This is a genomic window from Pseudomonas citronellolis, from assembly GCF_900112375.1.
In the GTDB taxonomy this organism is placed as follows: domain Bacteria; phylum Pseudomonadota; class Gammaproteobacteria; order Pseudomonadales; family Pseudomonadaceae; genus Pseudomonas; species Pseudomonas citronellolis.
Genome location: NZ_FOLS01000002.1, coordinates 115,995 through 140,197, shown reverse-complemented (window position 1 = coordinate 140,197; position 24,203 = coordinate 115,995). Strand labels below are relative to the sequence as shown.

General features: G+C 71.6%; 21 protein-coding genes. 14 read left to right on the top strand and 7 right to left on the bottom strand.

All coding sequences use genetic code 11. From position 1 onward, the window contains the following. Positions 1-399: 399 nt before the first annotated feature. From BM060_RS02415 to BM060_RS02395, 5 genes are all read left to right on the top strand, one after another. Complete coding sequence (locus BM060_RS02415; RefSeq protein WP_159458811.1) at positions 400-3,042, top strand: winged helix-turn-helix domain-containing protein; 2,643 nt, start codon at positions 400-402, stop codon at positions 3,040-3,042. Positions 3,043-3,423: 381 nt separating this feature from the next. Next, positions 3,424-4,368, top strand: a complete 945-nt coding sequence (locus BM060_RS02410; RefSeq protein ID WP_043270753.1) for a SphA family protein — start codon at positions 3,424-3,426, stop codon at positions 4,366-4,368. 11 nt (positions 4,369-4,379) lie between these two features. Then, positions 4,380-5,966: a hydantoinase/oxoprolinase family protein gene (locus BM060_RS02405; RefSeq protein ID WP_074976989.1), complete on the top strand. Its 1,587-nt coding sequence runs from the start codon at positions 4,380-4,382 to the stop codon at positions 5,964-5,966. Between the two features lie 21 nt (positions 5,967-5,987). Continuing rightward, positions 5,988-7,100, top strand: coding sequence for an S-methyl thiohydantoin desulfurase family protein (locus BM060_RS02400; RefSeq protein ID WP_074976987.1), 1,113 nt, complete (start codon positions 5,988-5,990; stop codon positions 7,098-7,100). Continuing rightward, positions 7,097-8,404 carry an SLC5/6 family protein gene (locus tag BM060_RS02395; RefSeq protein ID WP_074976984.1) on the top strand — a complete coding sequence of 436 codons (1,308 nt, stop codon included), beginning with the start codon at positions 7,097-7,099 and terminating at the stop codon, positions 8,402-8,404. Before BM060_RS02400 ends, BM060_RS02395 begins: the two co-directional genes overlap by 4 nt. Positions 8,405-8,425: 21 nt before the next feature. Here the strand turns inward: BM060_RS02395 and BM060_RS02390 are convergent, their stop codons facing one another. Continuing rightward, on the bottom strand, positions 8,426-8,707 hold the full coding sequence (locus tag BM060_RS02390) for a peptidylprolyl isomerase (RefSeq protein WP_009621739.1): 282 nt from the start codon (positions 8,705-8,707) through the stop codon (positions 8,426-8,428). Positions 8,708-9,573: 866 nt separating this feature from the next. After that, positions 9,574-10,161 (bottom strand): NADPH:quinone oxidoreductase MdaB, encoded by a 588-nt coding sequence (gene mdaB, locus BM060_RS02385; RefSeq protein ID WP_074976982.1) that lies wholly within the window; start codon positions 10,159-10,161, stop codon positions 9,574-9,576. Between the two features lie 216 nt (positions 10,162-10,377). On the opposite strand from mdaB, the gene BM060_RS02380 reads away from it, so the two are divergent. Continuing rightward, complete coding sequence (locus BM060_RS02380) at positions 10,378-11,223, top strand: CAP domain-containing protein (protein ID WP_074976980.1); 846 nt, start codon at positions 10,378-10,380, stop codon at positions 11,221-11,223. 7 nt (positions 11,224-11,230) lie between these two features. Here BM060_RS02380 and BM060_RS02375 read toward each other — a convergent pair whose 3' ends face one another. The 5 genes from BM060_RS02375 to BM060_RS02355 form a co-directional block, all read right to left on the bottom strand. Further along, entirely contained in the window at positions 11,231-12,001 is a 771-nt protein-coding gene (locus BM060_RS02375; protein ID WP_074976979.1) for an IclR family transcriptional regulator, read from the bottom strand. A gap of 76 nt (positions 12,002-12,077) precedes the next feature. Beyond that, a complete protein-coding gene (locus tag BM060_RS02370) occupies positions 12,078-13,544 on the bottom strand; it encodes an amidase (RefSeq protein WP_074977323.1) in 1,467 nt (488 codons plus the stop codon). Between the two features lie 9 nt (positions 13,545-13,553). Further along, positions 13,554-14,876 (bottom strand): citrate-proton symporter, encoded by a 1,323-nt coding sequence (locus tag BM060_RS02365; protein ID WP_074976977.1) that lies wholly within the window; start codon positions 14,874-14,876, stop codon positions 13,554-13,556. A 43-nt stretch (positions 14,877-14,919) separates the two neighbouring features. Next, positions 14,920-16,086 carry a M20 aminoacylase family protein gene (locus tag BM060_RS02360; protein WP_074976975.1) on the bottom strand — a complete coding sequence of 389 codons (1,167 nt, stop codon included), beginning with the start codon at positions 16,084-16,086 and terminating at the stop codon, positions 14,920-14,922. A 148-nt stretch (positions 16,087-16,234) separates the two neighbouring features. Then, positions 16,235-17,377: a porin gene (locus BM060_RS02355; protein ID WP_371857774.1), complete on the bottom strand. Its 1,143-nt coding sequence runs from the start codon at positions 17,375-17,377 to the stop codon at positions 16,235-16,237. A 247-nt stretch (positions 17,378-17,624) separates the two neighbouring features. Between BM060_RS02355 and mdcA the strand changes: the two genes are divergently transcribed. Genes mdcA through madL form a run of 8 tightly spaced genes read left to right on the top strand, consistent with a single transcriptional unit; the run spans position 17,625 to position 24,202 of the window. Continuing rightward, on the top strand, positions 17,625-19,286 hold the full coding sequence (gene mdcA / locus BM060_RS02350; RefSeq protein WP_074976973.1) for a malonate decarboxylase subunit alpha: 1,662 nt from the start codon (positions 17,625-17,627) through the stop codon (positions 19,284-19,286). Continuing rightward, positions 19,286-20,161, top strand: coding sequence for a triphosphoribosyl-dephospho-CoA synthase (locus BM060_RS02345; protein WP_074976971.1), 876 nt, complete (start codon positions 19,286-19,288; stop codon positions 20,159-20,161). Before mdcA ends, BM060_RS02345 begins: the two co-directional genes overlap by 1 nt. Before the next feature lie 2 nt (positions 20,162-20,163). Further along, complete coding sequence (locus BM060_RS02340; RefSeq protein WP_074976970.1) at positions 20,164-20,463, top strand: malonate decarboxylase subunit delta; 300 nt, start codon at positions 20,164-20,166, stop codon at positions 20,461-20,463. Then, positions 20,456-21,319, top strand: coding sequence for a biotin-independent malonate decarboxylase subunit beta (locus tag BM060_RS02335; RefSeq protein WP_074976967.1), 864 nt, complete (start codon positions 20,456-20,458; stop codon positions 21,317-21,319). The genes BM060_RS02340 and BM060_RS02335 overlap by 8 nt, the downstream gene beginning before the upstream one ends. After that, positions 21,316-22,122, top strand: coding sequence for a biotin-independent malonate decarboxylase subunit gamma (gene mdcE / locus BM060_RS02330; protein WP_074976965.1), 807 nt, complete (start codon positions 21,316-21,318; stop codon positions 22,120-22,122). Before BM060_RS02335 ends, mdcE begins: the two co-directional genes overlap by 4 nt. Before the next feature lie 17 nt (positions 22,123-22,139). Next, positions 22,140-22,808, top strand: coding sequence for a malonate decarboxylase holo-ACP synthase (locus tag BM060_RS02325; RefSeq protein WP_074976964.1), 669 nt, complete (start codon positions 22,140-22,142; stop codon positions 22,806-22,808). Next, entirely contained in the window at positions 22,805-23,737 is a 933-nt protein-coding gene (gene mdcH, locus BM060_RS02320) for a malonate decarboxylase subunit epsilon (protein WP_074976962.1), read from the top strand. The genes BM060_RS02325 and mdcH overlap by 4 nt, the downstream gene beginning before the upstream one ends. A 48-nt stretch (positions 23,738-23,785) precedes the next feature. Beyond that, positions 23,786-24,202 carry a malonate transporter subunit MadL gene (gene madL / locus BM060_RS02315; RefSeq protein WP_043314736.1) on the top strand — a complete coding sequence of 139 codons (417 nt, stop codon included), beginning with the start codon at positions 23,786-23,788 and terminating at the stop codon, positions 24,200-24,202. The last annotated feature ends 1 nt before the right edge of the window (position 24,203 follow it).

Here is a 24,203-nt window from a genome sequence, read left to right as displayed (position 1 = left end):
AAATCCTTCGTTGCTTGCGGACGTGGATGGCTGACTTGCGCGGGCATTTCTCAATGCTTCGTCTTGGTGCTGCCAATGACCGTCGCCATCCCCCATTTGCGGTTAGGCACTCCCCCGTTTTTACCGCTGTCCGTAGCCGGCAGCTTCCCATACTGCCGTGCCGGAAGGCGGCAGGAAGGCCGCCAGGTCCGTGCAGACACGCGACAGGACTCGATCCCCTGGCGGCCGGCCGGGTCCACCTGTGCGTAGCGCATCCTGGCTAGTGTCTGGATGCGAAAGATACGCAATACCCACTCGACCAACGGAGACAACCCTTTCCGGCCGCCCGCACCACCGCCGGTGATCCGCGCCATGCCCGGGGCGCCGGCGCCACCTGGAGAACGTATGGGAACTGCAAGCATGAGTACGTTGGCCGATGGCCGTTTCGCCCCGATCGTCGACATCAGTGATTCACTCCTCCGCCAGCGCCTGTTCGACGCGCTGCTCGGCGCCGCCCCGAGGGACGCCCGCCTGGTGCTGGTCTGCGCCCCGGCGGGCTTCGGCAAGACGACCCTGCTGGCGCAGGTCGAGCGGCTGCTGGCCGAGCGGGGCGAGTACACCTTCTGGGTGAACTGCGGCGAGAGCGACTGCCGGCCGGAACTGTTCCTCGAAAGCCTGCTGCAGTGCCTGCACCAGGGCGGGCTGGGCCCGGCGGAGGATGCCGGCCTCGGCGCGCTGCTCGGCCTGCTCGAAGCCTGCCCGCGCAATTGCAACCTGTTCGTCGACCAGCTGGACCTGGCCCTGGACCTCGAAGTCGAGCGGTTGCTGGAGGACCTGGCCCGGCGCCTGCCTTCGGGTTGCCGCCTGCTGCTGGGCAGCCGGCGGCAACCGGCGCTGCCGCTCACGCAACTGCAACTGGCCGGGCTGCTACGCGTCGTCGAGGCCGACAACCTGCGGTTCACCGAAGAGGAGACGCAGCAACTGCTCGGCGCGCAGCTGGGCGAGACGCGCGCCCGCTACTGGGCGAACTACACCGAGGGCTGGCCCTTCGCCCTGCAACTGCTGCGCTTGCGCTGCAACGGCAACCTCGACGGCCAGGCGCCGCCGGAGACCGACCCGTACGCCTCGCTGGGCGGCATCTTCGATTACCTCGCCGAGGAGGTGTTCGCCAGCCTGCCTGTGGAGCTGAGCGGGTTCCTGCTCGACTGCAGCATCCTCGACAGCGTGGACGTGCCCAGCGCCAATGCCCTGCGCGGGCGCGACGACGCCGAGCACTGGCTGCGCGAGGCCGCGCGCCTGGCGCCCATCGTGGTGCCCGAGCAGCCGCTGCGGGTGCGCCTGCATCCGCTGCTGCGCGAATTCCTCCTCGGCCGCCTGGAAAGCCGCGAGCCGGACCGCTTCGCCCTGCTGCAGGGGCGCGCGGCCGACTTCCATGCCCAGCGCCAGCAGGTGTTCCGCGCCGTCGAGCACGCCTCGCAAGGGGGGCTCTACTACCAGGCCGTGTCGATCATCCTGGAAGCCGGCGCGGTGCGCCTGCTGGTCAGCGAGGGGACGGCGCGCACGCGGGCGCTGCTCGAACTGCTGCCGCTGACCCTGGTGCGCCGCGAGCCGCGCCTGCGCCTGATGCTCATCTGCCTGCACATGCTCAGCGGCGAGACGCTGCAGGACAGCCTCGACCTGTCGCGGCTGGAGGCCGCCTACGGCGGCGTGACCTCATCGGCGGAAGACGCGGAGACGCGCACCGACCTGCTCTACGTGCGCGCGATGATGCTCATCGGCTGCGTGCAGCGGGCCGGCGACGGCGCCTCCCGCGAGGTGGTGGCGCGGGCCATGGCCGATGCCCGCGCGCGCTTCTTCGAGGACCCGCGCTACCTGTGCCTGGTGCTGCCGAGCGAAATCATGCTGCTGCTGCGCTACGGCAGCATAGACGAAGCGCGCCTGCGCCTGGAGGAGTTCATCGAGGTCAACCGCGGCGAGGGCTTCCGCGAGAACCAGCCCTGGTCGCTGGTCTACCGGGCCCTGAGCGACAGCGCCCAGGCGCGCTTCGACGAGGTGCTGCAGGCGGTGACCTTCCTGCTGGCCAAGGACGGGCCGCTGGCCTCGCCACAGGCGCGGGTGCTCTTCCACCTGGTGCATGCGCTGCTCGGCCATGTCCACTACGTGCGTGGCGAGCTGGAGCAGGCGCGGCAGGCGTTCGCGCACTGCGCCTCGCGCCTGGGCAACGCCATGGCCGAGGCCTGGGAGCGTGGCCTGATCGGCGCGGCGCGGGCGGCCTACTTCCTCGGCGACAGCGCCCAGGCCATGGCCAGCCTGGAGGCGGCCTGGGCCGGGCGGGCCCTGGAATACCCGCTGCGCCGCGCGGTGGCCGCGACCCTGGTGGAGCTGCGTCTGCGCCAGGGCGAGGTGGAGGCCGGCCTGGAACTGGCGCTGGAGATCAACCTGGCGAAGCTCTGGCAGGAGATCCTGGACGGGCGCCCGCTGTTCTGGGCCGAGCTGGTCGCCATCGCCCAGGCCCACTACTGGCTGCAGGCCGCCCAGGGGCAGATGGCGGCGGCGCTGCTGACGGCGGAGGCCTTCGAGCGCCTGGCCCGCGATAGGCGCAACCGTTCCGGCGTCGGCCGCGCCCTGGCGCTCAAGGCCCACGCGCTGCTGGCCGGCGAACTGCCCGGCCAGCCCACGGCGGTGCTCGACGAGGCGCTGGAATTGCTCGGCCAGGGCGGCGCGGTACAGAGCTTCATCGAAGCGGGCGCCGAGGTGATCACCCACCTGCGCGAGATGTCGAGGCGCCAGGGCCACGCCCAGGCGCAGTTGATCGCGCGCTGCATCGAACTCTGGGAAAGGCACTTCCGCGCGCGCCTGGATGCCCAGGCCCTGTTCACCCGGCGCGAACTGGATGCGCTGATGGGCCTGGCCGGCGGCCGCACCACCAAGGTCATCGCCCGCGAACTGGGGATTTCCCCGGAGACGGTCAAGCAGCACCTGAAGTCGGTCTACGCCAAGCTGGGCGTGCACCGGCGCCGGGAGGCGCTGGCCATGGCGCGGCGCCGGGCCATCCTGCCCTGAGCCAGGGCGCCGTTCCGGCCTGCAGGAACGGAAACCGGGGCGCGGCCTCGATCCTTCGCCGGGGGATCGGCTGCTTCCCCCAGGTTCCTCCGTGGGCTGCGTCCGCATATCCCGCGCGGCCGAACGCCAGGACGCCGTCCAGGCCACTCCCGCCAGCGCCGTAGCGACGGGGGGCAGCGCTCCCCCGATTTACCCGCCACCTTCCCTCATCCCGGGACGGCTCGCGCCGTCCGGGCCTTCGCATACTGCGCCCGGCAGGCAGCGGTGGCACTGCGCCGCGCGCTAAGCCCATGACAACGACAATCCGCGGCCCGCGAGGCCGCAGGCTTCGCCAGGCCGTGAGCCGCGATGGCTCAGCCGGCAGGGCGCAGGAGGCGTGCAATGAACCTTCGAAGAACGACCGCGGTACTCCTTGGCCAGGCGGCGCTGCCCCTGGCCTGCGCATTCGCCGCCGAGGGGGCCAGCTACGGCGGGCCGGTGGGCGGCACCGACCTGGGGGCGGCGCTGCTGCCGGCCACCTCCGGTCTGTATGGCGGGCTGGTGCTCGGCTACGCCAGCGGCGATCGCTTCCATGGCAACGACGGCGGGCGCGACCCGGCGCTCGAAGGCCGCATGGCGTCCCAGGTGGCCGCCCTGGGCCTGCTCTACGTCTACCCCGGGCAGGTCTTCGGCGGCACCCTGGCCTCCAGCCTGCAGGGCAGCGTCAACGGCGGGCGCATGGAGCTGAACGGCGAGGCCCAGCACTACCAGGGCTTCGGCGACCTCTACGCGGACCTGCTGATGTGGAGCCGCTACCTGGGCGACGCCGCCCCCGGCCAGCGGCCCACCGGGGCGACGCTCAAGCTGGCGTACTCGATGGTGTTCCCCAGCGGCCGCTACAACACCTCGGACCTCTACACCTCCGGGCGCAACGTCTACTTCTTCGTGCCCAACGCCGCGCTCACCTACCTCGGCGGGCCGAACGCCCTGGGCGAGGGCCTGGAGCTGAGCCTGCACGCCTTCGTCAACGTCGCTTCCCGGAACCGCGCCACCGACTACGAAAGCGGCACCGTGGCCAACCTCAACTTCGCCGTCGGCCAGCGCATCGGCCGCTGGCAGCTGGGCCTGGCCGGCTACCACGCGCGCCAGCTCGATGATGACCGCCAGCACGGCGCGCGCGTCGAGCCGGACGGCCGGCGCTACCGCGCCACCGCGCTGGGGCCGGTGCTGGCCTACGACCTGCCGCGCGCCGCCGGCTCGCTGAAGTTCAAGGCGCTGGCGCCGCTGAGCACGCGCAATTCGCTGGCGGCCAATACCGCCTACGTCGTCTGGTCACGTTCGCTTTGAGGAGAGAGCCCATGGTCCGCAAGGACACCCCTGCGCTGCGCATCGGCATCGATGTCGGCGGCACCAATACCGACGCCGTGCTGATGCGCGGCCGCGAAGTGCTCTGCGCCCTGAAGCGCCCCACCACCGCGGCGGTCGGCGACGGCGTGGCGGCGGCGGTCGACGAACTGCTGCGCGAGGCGGCGGTGGAGCCGGCGGCGGTAGCCGCGGTGATGCTGGGTACCACCCAACTGCTCAACGCCTTCCTCGAACGCCGGCACCTGGCGCGGGTCGCGGTGGTGCGCCTGGCGCTGCCGCGCGGCGACGGCGTGCCGCCGCTGCTGGGCTGGCCGGCGGAGCTGTGCGAGGCGATCGATGGGCAGGTCTTCCTGGCCGACGGCGGCGCGCTGTTCAACGGCCGCACCTACAGCGCGCTGGATGTGCGCCAGCTCGAACGGATCGGCGCATCGATCCGCCAGCGCGGCGCCGAGGCGCTGGTGCTGTCCACCACCTTCGCCCCGCTGCGCCCGGACATCGAGCAGGAAGCGGCGGCGGTGCTGCGGAAGGTCTTGGGTGACGCGGTGCACCTGACGCTGTCTTCGGATGTCGGCGGCATCGGCCTGCTGGAGCGGGAGAACGCGGCTATCGTCAACGCCAGCCTGCAGCCGCTGGCGCAGCGGGTGGTCGGCGACCTGATGCGGGCCTTCCGCCGCCTGCAGCTGAACGCGCCGCTGTTCATCAGCCAGAACGACGGCACCCTGATCACCCCGTCGATGGCCACGCGCTTCCCGATCCTCACCTGCGCCGCGGGGCCGACCAACAGCCTGCGCGGCGCGGCCTTTCTCACCGGCGTCGAGGACGCCCTGGTGCTGGACATCGGCGGCACCACCAGCGACATCGGCGCGCTGGTCCAGGGCTTCCCGCGGCAGACCGCCGGCCCCCTGGAGCTGGGCGGGGTGCGTTGCAACCTGCGCATGCCCGACACCCTGTCCGTCGCCCTCGGCGGCGGCACCCTGGTGCGTCTGGCGGAGGATGGGCCGGTGCTCGGCCCCGAGTCCCTGGGCCTGCACTTGCGCCAGCGGGCCCGGATGTTCGGCGGCGACGCGCTGTGCGCGACCGACATCGCCGTGGCTGCCCACGGCCTGCAGGGCATCGGCGACCCGCGGCGCCTCGTCGATCTCGAACCGGCCCAGGTGGAACAGGCCATGGCCGCCATCCGCGGGACACTGGAGCACGCCCTGGAGCGCATGCGCACCAGCAGCGCGCCCTTGCCGGTGGTGCTGGTGGGTGGCGGCAGCATCCTCCTGCCCATGCACCTGCAGGGCGCCGCGCAGGTGCTGCGCCCGGCCCGCGCGGAGGTGGCCAACGCCATCGGCGCGGCCATCGCCCAGGTCAGCGGGCGTGTCGACCGCTTGTTCGAGATGCACCCGGGCAACCGCGAAAGCGTGCTGCGCCAGGCCCGCCAGGAGGCCATCGACGCCACCGTGGAGGCTGGCGCCGAGCCTGCCAGCGTCGGCGTCGTGGAACTGAACGAACTGCCCATGACGCACCTGCGCGCCGGTGCCACCCGCGTGCAGGTCCGCGCCGTCGGCGATCTGGCCCTGGCCGCCGCCCACTGAACTCCCGAAGAGGACCCGAGCATGCCTTGCTTCGATACCATCTCCAGCCAGGACCTGGCGCGCGGCGCCGTGCTGCTGGGCACCGGCGGCGGGGGCGACCCCCATGTCGGCGAGCTGTTCCTGCGTCGCCAGCTGCAGCGTGGCCTGCAGCCGCGCCTGATGCCGCTGGCCGAGCTCGCCGACGAGGCCTTCGTGGTCAGCGTCGCCGGGATAGGCGCGCCCACCGTGCTGGTCGAACACCTGCTCAGCGAGGCCGCCCTGCGGCACCTGCTGCAGCAGGCCGAGGCGTTCTACGCGCGGCCGATAGACGCGCTGATCTGCGCCGAGGTCGGCGGCGCCAATGCCATGCTGCCGCTGGCCGCCGCGGCCCTGAGTGGCCTGCCGCTGGTGGATGCCGACGGCATCGGCCGGGCCTTCCCGCACATCGACATGACCACCTTCGGCATCCACGGCTGCAGCGCTTCGCCGGCCCTGTTCAGCGATGACCTGGGCAACCTGGCGCGCCTGAGCGCGGTCGACAACCCGAGCCTGGAACTCATGGTCCGGGCCCTGGCCGCGAGCCTGGGCGGCAGCCTGTACGGCGTGCTCTATCCGCTGAGCGGGGCCCAGGCGAAGCGCTTCGCGGTAGCGGGCAGCATCACCCAGGCCCTGCGCATCGGCCGCCACATCCGCGAGGCGCGCGCCGGCAGCGCCGACCCGGTGGCCGGGCTGGTGCGCTTCCTCGACGGCCTGGAGCCGGGGCGCCGCGCCCGCGAGCTGTTCGACGGCAAGGTCGCCGACGTGCGCCACGAGACCCGCGACGGCTTCCACTGGGGCCAGGTGTTGCTGGAGCCGGCCAGCGGCAGCGGCGAAGCGGTGCTCATCGACATCCAGAACGAGTTCCTCCGCGCCCGCCAGGGCGAGCGCGTGCTGGCGGTGGTGCCCGACCTGCTGTGCCTGCTGGACAGCGAGAGCGCCGAACCGCTGACCGCCGAGAACCTGCGCTACGGCATGCGCGTGCGCCTGCTGGCCTACGCCGCGCCGCCGTGCCTGCTCAGCGAGGCGGCGCTGGCGGTGGTGGGCCCGGCGCGCTTCGGCCTGGACTCGCCGTGGCGCTCCTTCCTGGCCGATGACCAGGGGAGGGCGCCGGCATGAACGACCTACCTGACGCGCAGCCCGACGGCGACCCTGCCACCTGCGCCCTGCCACACGGCGAAGGCCTGGGCGCCTGGCGCCTCGGCCTGATCCTGATGGGCGCGCTGATCGCCCTGCCGTGCTTCGTCACTGGCGCCGAACTGGCCCACGCCCTGGGCCGGCAGCAGGCGCTGCTGGCCTGCCTGGGCGGCGGCGCGGTGCTCCTGCTGCTGGCGCTGCCCGCCGCCTACGCCGGGGCGCGTTCGCGGCTGAGCACCTACATGCTGATCCTCGACGCCTTCGGTGCCGTGGGCGGGCGCTGCGTCAACCTGGTGCTGTCGCTGGCGCTGCTGGGCTGGTTCGGCGTGGTCGCCGGCCTGTTCGGCCAGGCCATGGCGGCGGCCGCGCCGGCCTTCCTGGCCGGCGTGCCGGCGCTGGGCTGGAGCCTGGCCGGCTGCCTGCTGATGCTGCTCACCAACCTGGTCGGCTTCCGCGCCCTGGACCGGCTGTCGCAACTGGCCACGCCGCTGAAGCTGGGCCTGGTGCTGTGGGCCTGCTGGGTGGCGCTGAAAGGCCACGGCATGCCGCCCGCGGGCGGTGGCGCCGGGGATTACTCGGTGCTGCAGGGCATGTCGCTGGTAGTAGGCGGCGTGGTCATCGGCTGCATCCTGCTGCCGGACATCTGCCGCCACGCCCTGTCGCCCGGCCGCGCGCTGGCGGCGGTGTTCTGCGCCTTCGGCCTGGGCTTCCCGCTGGTGCTGACGCTGGCCGGGCTGCCCAGCCTGGCCACCGGGGAGCGGCAACTGGTGGCGATCATGCTCGCCCTCGGCCTGGGCCTGCCGGCGATGCTGATCATCCTGCTCTCGGCCTGGTCGACCAACGCCTACAACCTCTACGCGGCGACCCTGGTGTGCGCCAGCGTGGCGCCGCAGGTGCAGCGCCGGCGCCTGGCGCTGTTCACCGGGCTGGTCGGTGTGGCGCTGGGGCTGGCCGGTCTGGGCGACGTCCTGCAGCATTACCTGGCGCTGCTGGCCGTGGCCCTGCCGCCGGTGGGCGGGGTGTACCTGTGCAACTACTACCTGAATCTGCGGGGCACCGTGCGCAGCCCGCGCCGTTGGCGGCCGGAGGCCTTCGGCGCCTGGGGTTGCGGGGTAGGGGCGGCGGCATTGCAGGTGCTCTGGCCGTTCACCCTGACCTGGGTGCCGGCGCTGGATTCGCTGCTGCTGGCGGCTGGCTGCTATCTGCTGCTACGCGCCATCGCCGCGCGCCGCGGAGTGCGGAAGCCGGGCGTGGCCCGGCAAGGCAGCCGGGCGCTGTTGCCCTGAGGCGCGCCCGGCTGGGAGGGATCAGTCTTCGCGGCTGGTGACTTCCACCAGGTGGTAGCCGAACTGGGTCTTCACCGGGCCCTGGACCTGGTTCAGCGGCGCGCTGAACACCACCTGGTCGAACTCGCGGACCATCTGGCCCGGGCGGAAGGAACCCAGGTCGCCGCCGCTGCGGCCGGACGGGCAGGTGGAATGCTCGCGGGCCAGGGCGGCGAAGTCGGCGCCACCTTCGATGGCGGCCTTGAGTTCATTGCACTTGGCTTCGCTGGAAACCAGGATGTGACGGGCGGAAGCGCGGGCCATGGTGATGCTCCTGAAAGGCAGAGGGGAGGGAGGCAGAGACTAGCGCATTTGCCGGTGGGGTGCGGAGGTTTCTGCCGGGGTGGGGTAGGTGCGGAAGAATGCCGCGTTCGTCCAGGGAGGCACGGCTTCTCGTGGGAGCGAGGTTGCTCGCGAACAGTGGTTACCGGTGACGTAGGTGTTGGGTTCAAGAGCGCCCTCTCCCCAACCCTCTCCCTGAAGGGAGAGGGGGCTGTCCTGAGCGGAGGGAGAATCCTGAGCCATCCTGAAACGCCTAACCCCACCCCGTCATTCCCGCGGACGCGGGAACCCAGTGACTGGCGGTTGGGTTCGCGAGCAAGCTCGCTCCTACGAAGAGCACGCCCGCGTTTGCTCTGGCTTTTGGATTTCCAGAGGGATATCCGAGTGCACCGGAACGCCCCTTCAGAAGGCCGAGCGAAACCCGCGCTCAGGAGGTCATGCGACATGGATGTCGCGAGAGCCCCGCGGGCTACAGGGACGTACCCTCGGGGCGGGCCTCCGTGGCGGGGGAATTCGCGAGGGTAGCCCGACTCTGTCGGGCCCGTATGCGGGGCAAGCCTTTTTGGTTCCTTTTTGCGGGGGTGGCCTTCCACCGTTTGACAAAAGGGACTCGCCCGAGGGGGCGAAACAAGACGGTCGGGCAGACTCGGAGCGGCGCAGAAACACCTAAGCCAAGGCAGCTGGGTTCCCGCGTTCGCGGGAATGACGAGGTGGGGTAAGGAGCGGAGGACGAGGTTCGCGAGCAAGCTCGCTCCTACGAAAAGCGGGGCCCCATCATGTAGGAGCGGGCCCTGCCCGCGATTTCGCGCGCAGGGCGCGCTCCTACAGGGGAATGGCGCGACCGTGCCTCAACGCTTGCCGAACACCTCATCCAGATGCCGGCGATAACGCTCCACATCCGCCTCGACGCTCGGCCGCTTCATCACATCCACACAGAGGAAGGTCGGCAGCGCCTGCATGCCGAGGAACTGGTTGGCCTTGTGGAAAGGGAAGTAGACCGCATCCACGCCCTTGCCCTCGAAGAAATCGCTGGGGTCGTCGAAGGCCTGCTGCGGGGCGTTCCAGGTCAGCGAGAGCATGTAGCGCTTGCCGTGGATCAGGCCGCCGCTGCCGTACTTCTGCGAGGCGTCGGAGCGGGTGCGGCCGTCGTTGGCGTAGAGGCTGCCGTGGCCGGCGGTGAACACCTCGTCGACGTACTTCTTCACGGTCCAGGGCGCGCCCATCCACCAGCCGGGCATCTGGTAGATCACCACGTCGGCCCAGAGGAATTTCCGCACCTCTTCGTCGATGTCGTAGCCGCCGTCGATGAAGGTTTCCTTCACGTCGAAACCGGCATGGTCCAGATGGGCCAGGGCCGCTTCGTGCAGGGTGGCGTTGTAGCGGCCGTTGGAATGGGCGAACTGCTTGCCGCCGTTGAGCAGGAGGATGTTTTGCATGGGAAGGCTCCGAAAGCTGTGAGTGGCCGGCAGGATAGCCAGGCCGCGGAAGCGGAAAAACCGGCCCCGCGGCAATTGATTTGTGTTTCTAGCTCACGAATCGGCGCCGGGAATTGCTCCAGGTTATGCAATCGGCGACTGCGACCCCGCGCCAGGGGGCAGCGAAATCCCGCCGGATCGCGCATCATGTCCGGCAGTCCACCAAGGGAGCCTTTCATGCGCGTCTTGCCGTCCGTTCTGCGATGCCTCCTGCCGTCCCTGGCGCTGCTGGCCGGCGCCGGCCATGCCGTGGCGGCCGAGCCGCTGCTCGAAGCCATCAACCTCTACCGCAGCCAGCCGCAGGCCTGCGCCGGCCGGGCCAGCGAGGCGCTGCCGCCGCTGGGGCAAGATTCGCGGCTGGTGCTGGCGCCGGGGGTTTCCGACTGGCAGTCGGCGCTCAAGGCTACCGGCTACCCCATGAGCAGCGCACGCATGCTCAGCCTCAGCGGGCCGAAGGACGAGCAGGCGGCCATGGCGGCGTTGCAGGAGAGTTTCTGCCAGGTGCTGCTCGACCCGCAGTTCATCGAGGTCGGCGTCAGCCGCCAGGGCAACGACTGGCGCGTGGTGCTGGCGCGGCCGCTGTTGCAGGGCAAGCTGGGCGACTGGCAGGCCGAGGGGCAGAAGCTGTTGCAGGCGGTCAATGCCGCGCGCGGGCAGGCGCGCCAGTGTGGCGGGCAGGGCTTCGCCAAGGCCGCGCCGCTGGGCTGGAATGCCGTGCTGGGCAGCGTGGCCGAGGAACACAGCCGTTCCATGGCCAACAACAACTACTTCTCCCACCTGGACCGCGACGGTCGCACTCCGGGCGACCGCGCCGAGCTGGGCGGCTACAGCGCCGGCGCCGTGGGCGAGAACATCGCCGCCGGGCAGGGCACCGCGAATGCCGTGGTGCAGGCCTGGCTGGCCAGCCCCGGGCACTGCGCCAACCTGATGAGCCCGCAGTACCGCGAGCTGGGCGCGGCCTACGCGGTGGACCCGAAGAGCGACGCCGGCATCTACTGGACGGCGATGTTCGGCGCTCCCTGAGCGCGCCTCAGGCGAGGCTGCGCTGCAGCTGCTCGATGGTGTCGCCGAGGCTGCCCAGGTACTGGCGGCGCACCTGCTCGACGCTGCCCTGGTCCTGCGGCCAGTGCAGCGCGACGCTGCCCAGCAGGCGTTCGCCGGCGCGCACCGGCAGGGCGATGGCGCGGATCAGGAAGGGCAGGCGCACCGAGTATTCCCAGTGGCCTTCGGTGCGTTCGCCGAAGCCGCGATGGTGCGCGCGCTCGTGCAACTGCAGTAGTTCCTCGCCTTGCAGCGCGTGGCGTTCGGCCAGGCTGCGCACGTGCTGCTCGTCCAGCGCCGCCAGGCAGGCCTGGCCCATGGCCGAGTGGAACAGGCTGGCCTTGAGCCCGACGATCATGCGGTTGCTCGGGTAGCGCTTGCGCAGGCGCTCGGGCACCGAGCTTTCCATCACCCGCAGGTCGGCGCCGTCGAAGAACGACAGGTCGGCCACCAGCCCGGTGCGCTCGCTCAGCGCCTTGAGCAGCGGCGCGGCTTCCTCCACCAGGCGCCGGCTCTGGCGCTCGCTGGCGTCGCCGAACAGCCGCCGCGAGCTCAGGCGGTAGCGCCGGTCGCACAGGCCGCGGTACAGCCAGCCCTGCTCCTGCAGGGTGTGCAGCAGGCGCGAGACGGTGGCCTTGGGCAGGGCGGTGAGGTAGTGCAGTTCCTCCAGCCCCAGGGAGCCGTGCTCGCCGAGCAGTTCGACGATCGCCAGGGCGCGCTCCACCGAGCGCACCGTGCTGCCTTCCTCTTTCCCCTGCATCGCCGTTCCCCATGTGCCCAATGCCGTCGGCAATGGGGAGGCAGGATGCGTGCCATGCCCGAGCGGGCGCCGCGCCTCAGCGTTCATCGAGCAGCGCCGGCGGCCGCCGGGCGACCCAGCGCGTCCGTTGTTCATGGGCGTGGGCCAGTTGCAGCACGGCCAGGTCCGCCTGCGCCGGGCCGAGGATCTGCACGCCCATGGGCAGCCCGGCGGGGTTGAAGCCCACCGGCACGTTCATCGCCGGCAGCCCGGCGAGGGTGGCGCCGATCACCACTTCCATCCAGCGGTGGTAGGTGTCCATCGGGCGGCCGGCGATGGCATCCGGCCATGCCAGTTGTGCATCGAAAGGGAACACCTGGGCACTGGGCAGGAGCAGGTAGTCGTAACGCTCGAACAGCTTCTGCAGGGCGCGGTACCAGTCGCTGCGGTCCAGCGAGGCCTGGTAGACGTCGGCGGCGCCCAGGCCCAGGCCCGACTCCACTTCCCAGATCGCCTCCGGCTTGAGTTGCCGGCGCAACGTCGGCTCGGCATAGGCCTGGGCCAGGCTGCCGGCCACCAGCCACTGGCGGTGCACCAGCCAGCAGCGCCACAGGCGCGCCATGTCGTAGTCCGGGCGGCACGGCTCGACCTCGGCGCCCAGGGCGCGGAAGTCCGCCAGGCCCGCCTCGCACAGCGCGAGCAGGCCCGGCTCGGTGGGCAGGTAGCCGTCGAAGTCGCCCAGCCAGCCGATGCGCGCGCCGCGGAAGTCGCGCTCCAGCGGCCCGGCGAGGTCGTCGCTGCCACGCAGCGAAAGCGGCGCGCCGGGCGCATGGCCGGCCTGGGTGCGCAGCAGCGCGGCGACGTCGGCCACGCTGCGGCCCATGGGCCCTTCGCTGGCCAGTTGCTGGACGAACAGTTCATTGGACGGGCCGAAGGGCACGCGGCCCTGGGACGGGCGCAGGCCGTAGACGTTGTTGAACGCCGCCGGGTTGCGCAGCGAGCCCATCATGTCGCTGCCGTCGGCCACCGGCAGCATGCGCAGGGCCAGGGCCACCGCGGCGCCGCCGCTGCTGCCGCCGGCCGTCAGGCGTGGGTCGTAGGCGTTGCCGGTGATGCCGAACACGGCGTTGTAGGTGTGCGAGCCCAGGCCGAACTCGGGCACGTTGCTGCGCCCGACGAAGATCGCCCCGGCCTTGCGCGCGCGCTCCACCACGTAGGCGTCGTGCTCCGTCACCTGCCTGGCGAACAGCGGCGAGCCCATGCTGGTGACCAGCCCGGCGCAGGCCGCCAGGTCCTTCGGCGCCTGGGGCATGCCATGCAGCCAGCCGAGCCAGCGGCCCTGGGTGAGCAGGCGGTCGTGCTCGTCGGCCTCGCGCAGCAGTTCATCCTCTGGGCGCAGCGAGACCAGCGCGTTGACCCGCGGGTTGTAGCGTTCGATCTGTTCCAGGTAGGCCTGCATCACCTCGCGGCAACTGAGCTGGCGGTTGCGGATCGCCTCCGACAGCGGCAGCGCGTCGAGGGCGACGATGTCCTGCTGCAGCGGGGTGGCGTAGGGCGCGGTCATGGCGATCATTCACAGGCTCCGGGCAGTGGCGGAAAGGGTGGCGCGGGCGCGGCGCCGGGCCAGGGCCTCGGGCGCGCCTTCGCGGAGGAAGGCCAGGGCGAACAGGCCGATCAGCGAGGCCGCCAGCACGTACCAGGCCGGCGCCACCGGGGTGCCGCCGACCTTTGTCAGCCAGGCGACGATGAACGGGGCGAAGCCGCCGAACAGCATCACCGCGACGTTGTAGGCCAGGGCCAGGCCGGTGGAGCGCACGCGGGTGGGGAACTGCTCGGCCACGGCGGTGGGCGCCGGGCCGTAGCTGATGCCGATCAGGCTGCACAGCACCAGCTGCATCACCAGCAGGTTGCCGATGCTCGGCGCGCCGGCCACCCAGGCGAACAGCGGGTAGACCAGCAGGGTGAAGCCGAGCATGCCGGCGAACAGCACCGGGCGCCGGCCGTAGCGGTCGGAGAGGGCGCCGGCGACGGGGATGATCACGGTCATCAGCGCCACCGCCAGCATCTGCACCATGAACACCTGGTCCAGCGGCTGGCCGAGCTGGGTGTGGGCGAAGGTCGGCATGTTCACCAGCACCACGTAAAAGGCCACGGTGCCGTTGATGGTCGAGCCCATGGTCACCAGCACCGCGCGGCGGTGCTCGCGCAGCACCTGGCGCAGGCCCACGGGTTTTTCCTGGCTGCTGGCGCGGACGAAGTCCTCGGTCTCTTCCATGTGCCGGCGCATCCACAGGCCCACCGGGCCGATCAGCAGGCCGAGCAGGAAGGGCACGCGCCAGCCCCAGGCGTCCAGCGCCTCGGGCGACAGGTTGTGGGTGACCAGCGCGCCCATGCCGGCGCCGGCGAACACCGCCAGGCACTGGCCGAACAGCTGCCAGGCGCCGTACAGGCCGCGGCGGTTGGCCGGCGCCGACTCCACCAGGAAGGCCGTGGCGCTGGCGTATTCGCCGCCGGTGGCGAAGCCCTGGAGCATGCGCGCGATGACGATCAGCGCCGGCGCGCCAACGCCGATGGCGGCGTAGTCCGGGGCGAAGGCGATCAGCGCGATGGCCAGGGTCATCAGCGCGATGATCAGCTGCATGGCCGCCTTGCGGCCCTTGCGGTCGGCGTACATGCCCAGCAGCACGCCGCCCACCGGGCGCATGAAGAAGCCCACGCCGAAGGTGGCCAGGGCCATCAGCAGCGAGGCGTAGGCGCTTTCGGCGGGGAAGAACAGCCGGGCGATCAGGCTGGAGAGGAAGCCATAGACGATGAAGTCGTACCACTCGAGGGCGTTGCCGATCACGGCGGCCGCCACCTGGTGGTTGCGCGACACGGCGCGGGAGGAGGTCTGCATCACGGGGTGCTCCAGAAAGGGGGAGGGCAGCTCGGTAAGGCGCTCAGGAGCGCAGCCAGCGCTCGGCCAGCGCCGCCCAGTAGGCGGCGCCGCGCACCAGGATGGCGTCGTTGAAGTCGTAGGCCGGGTTGTGCACCATCGCCCCGGCGCCGTTGCCGATGAACAGGTAGCTGCCGGGGCAGCGCTGGAGCATCCAGCCGAAGTCCTCGCTGCCCATCACCGTGGGCGCCTCGCGCACTTCGTCGGCGCCCACCAGTTCGATGCCGACCTCGCGGGCGAAGGCGGTTTCCGCCGCCGTGTTGACCAGCACCGGGTAGGCTGGGCGGTGCTCGACCTGCGCCGTGCAACCGTAGCTCTGCGCCTGGCTGTGGATGATCGCCTGCACCCGCTCCAGCACCTGTTCGCGCACCTTGCCGTCGAGCGCGCGCAGGCTCAGGCGCAGCAATGCCTGCTGCGGGATGACGTTGGCCGCCTCGCCGGCCTGCAGCGCGCCCACGGTGACCACCGCGGCCTGCTGCGGGTCGACGTTGCGCCCCACCACTGTCTGCAATGCCATCACCACGCTCGCCGCCGCCACCAGCGGGTCGACGCTCAGGTGCGGCATCGAGCCGTGGCCGCCGACGCCTTCGATGCGCACTTCCAGCAGGTCCTGGGAGGCCATCATCGGCCCGCTGCGGAAGCACAGGTGGCCGGCTTCCAGCCCCGGCATGTTGTGCATGCCGAACAGCGCGTCACAGGGGAAACGCTGCAGCAGGTCGTCCTCCAGCATGGCCAGGGCGCCGCCCTGGCCTTCCTCGGCGGGCTGGAAGATCAGCGTCAGGCTGCCCTGGAAGTTGCGCGTGGCGGCCAGATAGCGCGCCGCGCCGAGCAGCATCACGGTGTGCCCGTCGTGGCCGCAGGCGTGCATGCGCCCGCTGTGGCAACTGCTGTAGGGCAGGCCGGTGGCCTCCTCGATGGGCAGCGCGTCCATGTCGGCGCGCAGGCCCAGGCGCCGCGGCGAGTCGCCGTTGCGCAGCACGCCGACCACGCCGGTGCGGCCGACGCCGCGGTGCACCTCGTAGCCCCACTGGCCGAGCAGGTCGGCCACAAGGTCAGCGGTGCGGCGTTCTTCGAAGCCCAGTTCGGGGTGGGCGTGGATGTCCTGGCGCAGGGCCTTGAGTTCGTCGGCGCTGTCGTTCAGCCAGGCGAGGATGTGAGCGTGGAGGGGCATATGGGGCTCTCCCGGGGTAGCCGGACTGGAGTCCGGTCTTGTTGGTGGTTGCCGGCGGCGGGGCCGCCGGCTCGGATGGCTACCAGCAAAGCGCGGGCGCCGTGGCGGGGCAATGCGCGTTGGTTCCACCCTGTGGAACCGCGCGCGCTCAGAAGTGGTAGTAGATGCCGATGGCCACGCTGGACGGGTCGTCGCCGGTCTGCTCCACGGGGATGCCGGCGTAGCTCACGGCGGCCTGGCGCTGGTTGTCGATCAGCGCCACGCGGCCGTACAGCGCCAGGTTCGGGCGCAGGAAGTGGTCGTAGCCGAGCATCACCCCGGTGGCGTCCTGCTCGCCGCTGTCGACGTTGCGCCGGGTGGCCACCAGCCGCGCCAGGTCGCGCTCGCCCACCGGCAGCATGAAGCCGAGGGTCCAGGCGGTCATGCTCGGGGTGCCGTGGTAGTCCACGTCCTGGCGCTGCCAGGTGAGGTTGGAGGAGAAGGGGCCGAAGTCGTAGAAGGCCGAGGCGCTCTTGAACACGTTGTGCGTCTGCCGGCTGCGCCCGCCGTCGTCCCACGGGTCGCTCAGGTAGTCGTTGTAGGAGCCGAGCAGGATCAGCCGGCTGTCGCGGTACTGCAGGCTCACGCCCTTGCCGCGCACCGTGCGTCCGGAACTGGCGGCGTCGTCGAAGCCGAAGCTCATGGCGCTGCCGAGGCTGAAGCCGTGGTAGCTCGGCGTGGTGTAGGCGAGGGTGTGCTTGGGCCGCACGTCCAGGTAGTAGGCGCCCTTGCCGCGCGGCGGCAGGGTGAGGAAGGTGTAGGGCGAGCCGTACACGGCGAGGAAGGGGTCGGCGTAGGTCGGCGTGCTCATGTTGTAGGTCTTGCCGAGCTCCAGCTTGCCGTAGTGGCGCGTGCGCAGCGCCACCAGCGCCAGGCGTAGCGCGCCGACCTGCTTCCAGTGCTGGTCCAGGGCCTGGCCGTTGAGGTTGAAGCCTTCCTCGACGTCGGCCTCCAGCACCGTGTCCTCGTCCAGCGCCTTGCGCAGGTACAGGCCCAGCTTGTTGGTCCAGGCGCCGCCGCCTTCCAGGCGCCAGCCGGAGTGGTGGCCGGAATCGTGGTAGTCGCTGAAGACGTCGAGGGTCCCGTAGACCCTGGCCTTGTCGTCGAAACCCTTGTCGATGTTGTAGTAGCCGAACCCCGAGGCGATGCGGCCGATGCCGGGGAAGCCTTCGGCCTGGGCCGCGAAGGGGGCGGCCAGCAGGGCGGCGAGGAGGAACGGGGAAGGTTTGCGGTGGTGAGCTTGGGTGTGCACGGCGCGGATTCCTGGTTGTGGTTGTTGTAGGCAGGTACCGGGGCGGCAGCGGGGGCCGCCGTCGCCTTTCCAGCAGAATCCGGACGGGGCCGGCGCGGCAATGCACAGCGGTTCCATGGCGCGGAACCGCTGGCAGGCTGGGTCAAACGTTACGCTCAGGTTAATGATCGTGCGCCGCGCTTGATTGATGCAGCGGGCGGCGGGTCCCTAAGGTGCGTCCACGACAGCAGCGTTCGTGGAGGTTCCGATGATCCAGACATCCCCCCCGCCCCAGTGGTCGCGGCGGCGCGCCGAGAAGGCGCGACGCCTCGAACGGGTGCGCCACCTGGCCGACGGCGCGGTGCTGCCGCGCGAGCACCTGGTGCGCGCCCTGGAGGCGCTGATCGCCCCGGGCGACCGCGTGGTGCTGGAGGGCAACAACCAGAAGCAGGCCGACTTCCTCTCGCGCAGCCTGGCCCGGGTGGACCCGGGCAAGGTCCACGACCTGCACATGATCATGCCCAGCGTCGGCCGCCCCGAGCACCTGGACCTGTTCGAGCTGGGCATCGCGCGCAAGCTCGACTTCTCCTTCTCCGGCCCGCAGAGCCTGCGCATCGGCCAGCTGCTGGAGGACGGGCTGCTGGAGATCGGCGCCATCCACACCTACATCGAGCTGTACTCGCGCCTGGTGGTGGACCTGATCCCCAACGTCGCCCTGGTGGCCGGCTTCATCGCCGACCGCGACGGCAACCTCTACACCGGCCCCAGCACCGAGGACACCCCGGCGCTGGTGGAGCCCACCGCCTTCAGCGACGGCATCGTCATCGCCCAGGTCAACCGCATCGTCGACGATCCGCGCGACCTGCCGCGGGTGGACATCCCGGCCAGCTGGATCGACTTCGTGGTGGAGGCCGACCGGCCGTTCTACATCGAGCCGCTGTTCACCCGCGACCCGCGCCACATCAAGCCGGTGCACGTGCTGATGGCGATGATGGCGATCCGCGGCATCTACGAGCGGCACAATGTGCAGTCGCTGAACCACGGCATCGGCTTCAACACCGCGGCCATCGAGCTGATCCTGCCGACCTACGGCGAGTCCCTGGGGCTGAAGGGCAGGATCTGCCGGCACTGGACGCTCAACCCGCACCCGACGCTGATCCCTGCCATCGAGAGCGGCTGGGTGGAAAGCGTGCACTGCTTCGGCACCGAGCTGGGCATGGAGCGCTACATCGCCCAGCGCCCGGACGTGTTCTTCACCGGCCGCGACGGCTCGCTGCGCTCCAACCGCATGTTCTGCCAGCTGGCCGGGCAGTACGCGGTGGACCTGTTCATCGGCGCCACCCTGCAGGTGGACGGCGACGGCCATTCCTCCACCGTCACCCGCGGCCGCCTGGCCGGCTTCGGCGGCGCCCCGAACATGGGCCACGACCCGCGCGGCCGGCGCCATTCCACCCCGGCCTGGCTGGACATGCGGCCCGAGCCCGAAGCCCTGCTGGAACGCGGCAAGAAGCTGGTGGTGCAGATGGTCGAGACCTTCCAGGACGGCGGCAAACCCACCTTCGTCGAGCAACTGGACGCGGTGGACGTGGCGCGCAAGGCGAACATGCCGCTGGCGCCGGTGATGATCTACGGCGACGACGTCACCCACGTGCTCACCGAGGAAGGCATCGCCTACCTGTACAAGGCGCGCTCGCTGGAGGAGCGCCGGGCGATGATCGCCGCGGTGGCCGGCATCAGCCCCATCGGCCTGCGCCACGACCCGCAGGACACCGAGCGCATGCGCCGCGAAGGGCTGATCGCGCTGCCCGAGGATCTGGGCATCCGCCGCGCCGACGCCAGCCGCGAACTGCTCGCGGCCAAGAGCATCGCCGAACTGGTCGACTGGTCCGGGGGCCTGTACGAGCCGCCGGCGCGCTTCAGGAGCTGGTGATGGCCCAGGCATACGAACTCGAACCCCGCGCCGGCCTGGGCGAGCGCCTGGCCGACCTGGCGGTGGACGCGCTGATCGACGAAGCCGAGCTGTCGCCCAAGCCGGCGTTGGTGGACCGTCGCGGCAGCGGCGCCCACAGCGACCTGCACTTGGGCCTGATGCAGGCCTCGGCGCTGAGCCTGTGGCCGTGCTTCCAGGCCATGGCCGAGGCCGCCCGGGCCCATGGCGAAATCGGCCTGCCGCTGCGCGAAACCCTCGGCCGCCTCGGCCGCGAAGGCGAGGCGGACATGCTGCGCACCACGGCGGGGGTGAACACCCATCGCGGCGCCATCTGGGCCCTGGGCCTGCTGAGCGCCGCCGCCGCGCTCGACACTTCGCGGCTGGCGGCCGAAGCGGTGGCCGCCCGCGCCGGGCGCATCGCCGTGCTCGCCGACCGCGCGCAACCGCAACTGCCCAGCCATGGCGCCAGGGTGCGCCAGCGCTACGGCGTCGGCGGCGCCCGCGAGGAAGCCCAGCTGGGCTTCCCCCGCGTGGTGCTGCACGGCTTGCCGCAACTAAGGCGCAGCCGCGCGGCCGGCGCCGGCGAGCAGAACGCCCGGCTCGACGCGCTGCTGGCGATCATGGCCGTGCTGGACGACACCTGCGTGCTGCACCGCGCCGGCAGCGCCGGCCTGCAAGCCATGCAGGGCGGCGCGCGGGCGGTGCTCGATGCCGGCGGCAGCGCCAGCCTGGCCGGGCGCCGCCAACTGCGCGAGCTGGACCGTGCGCTGTTGGCGCTCAACGCATCTCCCGGCGGCGCCGCCGACCTGCTCGCCGCCTGTCTCTTTCTGGATCGCCTGCCCGCCGCGCTCGGCGGGTGGGCCGGGAGCCTCTGACCATGGAAACCCTGTCCTTCGAATACCCCGCCACTTCGTCGGTGCGCGGCCGCGCCCTGGTGGGCTGCGTCGGTTCCGGCGACCTGGAGGTGCTGCTGCAACCGGCCGCGGCCGGGGCCCTGAAGATCGAGGTGGTGACCTCGGTGAACGGCAGCGCGCCGCGCTGGCGGCAACTCTTCGAGCGGCTGTTCGCCGCCGTGCCGGCGCCGGCCGCGCAGATCTGCATCCACGACTTCGGCGCCACCCCCGGGGTGGTGCGCCTGCGCCTGGAACAGGCGCTGGAGGAGGCCGGCCATGAGTGACGTCGCCCAACTGCTGGCCCTGCGCAGCTTCACCGAACTCTCCGCCCGCCAGCGCGCCCGCGAACTGCTGGACGCCGGCAGCTTCCGCGAACTCATCGACCCCTTCGCCCGCGTGCAGTCGCCCTGGCTGGAAGGGCAGGGCATCGTGCCCCAGGCCGACGACGGCGTGGTCATCGCCCGCGGCACCCTGGATGGCCAGCCGGCGGTGGTGGCCGCCATCGAAGGCGCCTTCCAGGGCGGCAGCATGGGCGAGGTCAGCGGGGCGAAGATCGCCGGCGCCCTGGAACTGGCCGCCGAGGACAACCGCCAGGGCATCCCCACCCGCGCGCTGCTGTTGCTGGAAACCGGCGGCGTGCGCCTGCAGGAGGCCAACCTGGGGCTGGCGGCCATCGCCGAAATCCAGGCGGCCATCGTCGACCTGCAGCAGTACCAGCCGGTGGTGGCGTTGATCGCAGGCCCGGTCGGCTGCTTCGGCGGCATGTCCATCGCCGCCGGGCTGTGCAGCTACGTGCTGGTCACCCGCGAAGCGCGCCTGGGGCTCAACGGCCCGCAGGTGATCGAGCAGGAAGCCGGCATCGAGGAATACGACTCCCGCGACCGTCCCTTCATCTGGAGCCTCACCGGCGGCGAGCAACGCACCGCCAGCGGCCTGGCCGATGCCTGCCTGGCGGACGACGTGGACACCCTTCATCAGGCGCTGCGCGACTACTTCGCCAAGGGCTTGCCGGCGCACCCGCGCAGCCGCTGCGCGCGGGACTTCCTGGCGCGCCTGGAAAGCCTCGATACGAGCGAGCAGATCGACGCCGCCGGCGTGCGCCGCCTCTACGCCGGCCTGAACCAAGGAGACGCGCAATGAGCCAAGCACCTTCTTCCCGTGGCCTGGCCTGGTTCCAGGCGCTGGCCGGCGAACAGCCCGCGCGGGCGCAGGACGGCGCTTCGCTGCGGGTGGCCGACGTCGAGCTGGACGGTCAGCCGTTGCGCTACCTGGCGGTGACCGCCGATGCACAGAGTCCCTTCCCCCGCGCCCGCAACGGCGAGGTCGGCCTGCTCGAAGGCTGGCGCCTGGCGGCGGCGGTGGACGAGGCCATCGAGGCCGACCGCGATGCGCCGCTCAAGCGCGCCCTGGTGGCGATAGTCGACGTGCCCAGCCAGGCCTACGGCCGCCGCGAGGAAGCCCTGGGCATCCACCAGGCCCTGGCCGCGGCGGTGGACGCCTATGCCCGCGCCCGGCTCGCCGGCCACCCGGTAATCGGCCTGCTGGTGGGCAAGGCCATGTCCGGCGCCTTCCTCGCCCATGGCTACCAGGCCAACCGGCTGATCGCGTTGCGTGATGCGGGGGTGATGGTCCACGCCATGGGCAAGGCCGCCGCCGCGCGTATCACCCTGCGCAGCGTCGAGGAACTGGAACGGCTGGCCGCCACGGTGCCGCCGATGGCCTACGACATCGACAGCTACGCCTCGCTCGGCCTGCTGTGGGACAGCCTGGAAGTGCCGTCCATAGACGCGCCCGGCGAAGCGGACGTGGCCCAGGTGCAAGCCAGCCTGCGCCGCGCCCTGGACGATATCGCCGGCGCCCCGCGCGACCTGCGCGGCCGCCTCGGCGCAGCCAACCGCGCGGCGTCCGGCCGCGTGCGCGAACTGCTGCGCGAGCAGTGGTGAGAACTCAGGAGCGGGCCATGGCCATCGTCGATAGCTCACAGCGGGGCTCGCGCCGGGACTGGCCCGCTCCTGACCTTTTCCGCGCCCACGACCTGCTCTGGGGCATGGGCACCGAACACTTGCCGGAGGATGCTCCGGCCTGGGCGGGCGAAGTGCTGGCAGCCGGTTGGCCTGTTGTCGTTCGCCGTGCGCCGACGCGTCCGGGCTGGCTGGCGGTAGGCCTGCGCGGCCACAGCCGCGACCAGCGCTGGGCCGGCTGGTTGTCGGTAGCCGCGGTGCAGCGTTGCGCCACGCCCGAAGCGTTGCGCCAGGTCGCGCCGCAACGCGAGCTGCCCTCCTGGCAGGCCCTGCGCCAAGTGCGCGAAGTGCTGGACGCCAGCGGCCTGGCCTGGGGCATCACCGGCGGCGCCGGCTTCGAACTGGCCACCGGCGTGCCGGTGCTGCACGACGCCAGCGACCTCGACCTGCTGCTGCGCACTCCGCAGCCGTTTTCCCGCGACGCGGCCCGCGCGCTGCTCGCCGAACTGAACCAGGCCGCCTGCCGCATCGACCTGCAACTGCAGACCCCCGCCGGCGGCCTGGCCCTGGCCGAATGGGCCGGGGAGGGCGCCCGCGTCATGGTCAAGGGCGACCACGCGCCGGCGCTGCTGGCCGATCCCTGGGCGCGTGCCGAGGTGGCCGCATGAGCAACTTCTTCGCCTTCCCCGGCCAGGGCGCGCAGTACCCCGGAATGCTCTCGGCGTTGCCCGGCGAGCCGGAAGTGCGCACCTGCCTGGAAGAGGCGGCGGACGTGCTCGGCCAGCCCATGGCCAGCCTGGAAAACGCCGAGGCCCTGGCCTCTACTCGCGCCGTGCAGCTGTGCCTGCTGATCGCCGGTGTCGCCGCGGCACGCCTGCTCGGCGCACGCGGGCATCGGCCGGCGATGGTGGCCGGGCTGTCCATCGGCGCCTATCCGGCCGCCGTGGTCGCGGGTGCCCTGGCCTATGCCGATGCGCTGCGCCTGGTCGCCCTGCGCGGCGAGCTGATGCAGCGGGCCTGGCCCAGCGGCTACGGCATGAGCGCCATCCTCGGCCTGGAGCAGGCGCAGCTGGAGCCGCTGCTGGCCCAGGTGCACAGCGCCGAACGCCCGGTCTACCTGGCCAATATCAACGCCGAACGGCAACTGGTGGTGGCCGGCAGCGACGAGGCCCTGCAAGCCATCGCCGAACTGGCCCGCGCCCAGGGCGCCAGCGCGGCGAAGCGCCTGGCGGTCAGCGTGCCCTCGCACTGCGAACTGCTGGCCGAACCCGCCGCGCGCCTGGCCGAAGCCTTCGCCGGCGTGCAACTGAAGCGCCCGCGCCTGCGCTACCTGAGCGGCAGCACGGCGCGCCTGGTCATGGACCCGGCGGCGCTGGCCGCCGACCTCGCCTGGAACATGGCGCGCCGCGTCGAGTGGCGCGCCACCCTGCGCAGCGCTTACGAGCGCGGCGCCCGCCTGCACCTGGAGCTGCCGCCCGGGCGCATACTCAGCGGCCTGGCCAGGCCCTGCTTCGGCGCCGCCGCCATCGCCTTCGACGGTGCCCGCGCGGACACCCTGGACGCGCTGCTGCGCGAGGAGGAACGCCGCGACCCCTGAGCCGGTCCCAACATCCCCAACCCCAACGACCAACCGAGGACAACAACAATGATCATCTACGGTGTCGCTTTACTGTCTGCCTGCACGCTCGCGGGCGTGATCCTGGGCGATTTGCTGGGCGTGCTGCTCGGCGTGCAATCCAACGTCGGCGGCGTCGGCATCGCTATGCTGCTGCTGATCTTCGCCCGCCTGGCGATGCACAAGCGCGGCGGGCTGAGCAAGGAATGCGAGTTCGGCGTGGGCTTCTGGGGCGCCATGTACATCCCCGTGGTAGTCGCCATGGCCGCGCAGCAGAACGTGGTCACCGCCCTGCACGGCGGCCCGGTGGCGCTGCTCGCGGCGATCGGCTCGGTGCTGGTGTGCGGCGCGACCATCGCGCTGATCAGTCGTACCCACCGCGGCGAGCCGCTGCCGCGCGAGGACCGCGCCGAAGACCTGGGCGCCGCCCCGGTGGGAGGGCGCTGAG